Source organism: Desulfurellaceae bacterium (genome assembly GCA_021296095.1).
In the GTDB taxonomy this organism is placed as follows: domain Bacteria; phylum Desulfobacterota; class Binatia; order Bin18; family Bin18; genus JAAXHF01.
On the sequence record JAGWBB010000046.1, the window covers coordinates 1 to 2822 of the forward strand.

At 61.8% G+C, this 2822-nt stretch carries 3 protein-coding genes; all 3 read left to right on the forward strand.

Annotation, left to right across the window (positions count from 1 at the left end; genetic code table 11):
• Positions 1-809: CoA transferase (locus tag J4F42_12400; GenBank protein MCE2486309.1), on the forward strand; the 809-nt coding region annotated here is incomplete at its 5' end.
• Between the two features lie 388 nt (positions 810-1197).
• Positions 1198-1644, forward strand: a complete 447-nt coding sequence (locus tag J4F42_12405; protein ID MCE2486310.1) for a hypothetical protein — start codon at positions 1198-1200, stop codon at positions 1642-1644.
• Between the two features lie 93 nt (positions 1645-1737).
• Positions 1738-2822, forward strand: a 1085-nt coding sequence (locus J4F42_12410) for a glycine--tRNA ligase (protein MCE2486311.1), incomplete at its 3' end; no start/stop codon positions are given.

Genomic DNA, 2822 nt, shown 5'->3' on the forward strand with positions numbered 1-2822 from the left:
TGGCCGACTTCACCTGGGTCTGGGCCGGTCCGTTTGCGACCCTACAGCTGGCCCATCTGGGCGCTGAGGTGATTCGCATCGAGACCGAGAACCGGGTGTGTGTGACCCGGCGTATCCCGCCCTTTGCCGACGGCGAGCCCGGACCCAACCGCAGCGGGTATTACAACCAGTACAATCAGGGCAAGGCCTCGGTGTGTCTGAATCTGAAGAAGCCCGAGGGCCTCGACATCGCCAAAAAGCTGGTTGCGGCCAGTGATATCGTGGCCGAGAACTTTGCCGGCGGGGTGATGAACAAGATGGGGCTCGGCTACGAAGTCCTGAAGCAGATCAAGCCCGACATCATTATGATCTCCATGTCGGGCTATGGAGCAACCGGGCCGGAGAGTGCGTATGTGTCCTACGGCCCAGCTCAGGTGCCGATGAGTGGCTTGTCGTCGGTAACGGGTTTTCCTGGCTTCCCGCCCATGCATGTAGGCTTTTCGTACGGGGACCCCAACGGCGGTCTGCACGGCGCCTTCGCCGTCCTGGCCGCGCTCATGCACCGGACCCGGACGGGCGAGGGCCAGTATAACCTCGGTGACCCTGTTGGGCGAGGGACTGATGGCCCAGCAGATGCACGGCGCGCCGCCACCCCGGGTCGGCAATCGGGACGCCCATATGGCGCCCCACGGGCTGTTCCAGTGTCAGGGCCAAGACCGCTGGGTGAGCATTGTCGTGGCAAGCGAGGACGAATGGCAGCGCCTGTGCCAGGGCATGGGCCAGCCGGAGCTGGTGACCGATACGCGCTTTGCCAGCCTGGCCGACCGTAAAAAGAATGAGGATGCGCTTGAAGCGCTGATCGGCGCCTGGACTCAAGCCCGGACGGATGACGAGGTCACCCGCACCCTGCAAGCCACAGGCGTGGCGGCTTTTCCAGCCCTCACCAACCAGGACTTGGCCCAGGATCAACACCTGCAAGAGCGCGGCTTTTTTGTCGAGCATCCTCACCCCGAGGTTGGCCCACGCCGCCACGCCGGCGTGCCCTGGGTGTTCTCTGACACGCCGTGTCAGGTCCGCCGGTCGGCACCGTGTCTGGGCCAGGACACCGACGCGGTGCTCCAGGACCTCTTGGGCTATTCGGCCGACGAGGTCGCAGCCTTGCGCGCCGACGCGGTGCTGACCTAGTCGGACCGGCGTCCTCCAATTGGACATCAACGCATGGGATGCCAACGACCGATGCTGGCCCGGCCCGTCAAGAAGCTGCTCTGCCCGCTGTTGTGTCTGGCCCTGGTGCTGGGCCTCGTTTCCTCGCTCGCCGCTCAGGTGACGACCCGGGGAACCGTGCTGATCGAGTTCACCGGTATGGTCCAGAGTTGGCCCGGAAATGACGTGCTGACCCTGGAGGTAAAAAAACAACACATCCTGTTCGCCCTCCACGATGTCCACAGTTCGGGCCAGCGGTTTCTACGCGAGCGCTTTCTTTCCGATCTGCGCCTCCGTACACCGAGCATGTACGTCCGGGGCCCGGATTATCTGCTGGAAGAACTGCTGGCCGAAAAACCCGGCACACGGCCGCTCAAACTGCGCGGGATGTACTATAGCGATTCGCGCGTCTTTGTGATTAATCGGCTGTTCCGGTTGCGCGACACGAGGCCTGAGCGCTAGCAGCCTGTCACAGTCTTGCCTCTCTTGTCTCACCCAGGGCCTTTGCCTGTCGTCTTTTTCCGATCTTCCACGCTAGAAGGATGAGTTTTTGCCATGAGTGAATCGACCACCCCCACCGCCAAATCCATGGACGCTATCGTTGCTTTGTGCAGACGCCGGGGCTTCATTTTTCAGTCGTCCGAGCTGTACGGCGGCATCAACGGATTCTGGGACTACGGCCCGCTCGGTGCCGAACTGAAACGCAACCTCAAAGAAGCCTGGTGGCAGGACGTGGTCCGCTGCCCGGCTGCCGGCCCGGACGGCAGGCCGATCGAGATTGTGCCGGTTGATGCGACCATCATCATGAATCCCAAGGTCTGGGAAGCCTCGGGGCATCTGGGCGGTTTTGCCGATCTGATGAGTACCTGCCGGCACTGCAAAAAACTCCTGCGGTATGACCACATCTGGGAGATGATCCACGAGAGTGACTGGTATGCCTCGCTCGTCAAGCTGTATGCCGATGGCGAGGGCAACGTCACCTCCGCCAGTTTGCAGCACTGGGCCAGGAAATCGGGCAAGCTGGCGCCGGGACTAGCACTAGTGCGTGCTCCAGAGGAAGCTATCCTGAGTCTGACGGAAGGCTCCGCTCCTGTGACGCTCAAGGGCTTCCCGCTTGACACAGTGGTTATGCACCTTGCCACCACGAAGCCGGTCAGGAGTGATGACGACAAGCCCCCGTGCCCGTTTTGTGGCGGAGAAATCTCCGAGCCAAAACCGTTTAACCTGATGTTCAAAACCACCACCGGTGCGGTCGAAGACCCGTCTGCGGTCGCCTATCTGCGGCCGGAGACCGCCCAGGGCATCTTTACCCAGTTCTGGAATGTGCTCGACAGCAACCGGGTGAAGGTGCCGTTTGGCATCGCCCAGATAGGCAAGGCGTTTCGCAACGAGGTCACGCCGCGCAACTTTACCTTCCGCTCCCGCGAGTTTGAGCAGATGGAGCTGGAGTTCTTCATTCACCCCGACCAGGCTCAGGAATGGTACCAGTACTGGCGCGACACACGGTTTCGCTGGTGGCAGTCGATCGGTCTGGCTGGTGAGAACCTGACTCTACGCGAGCACGACCCGGACGAACTCGCCCACTATGCCAGAGAAGGGGCCGGGACGAGCGATGTCGAATACCGTTTTCCGTTTACCGC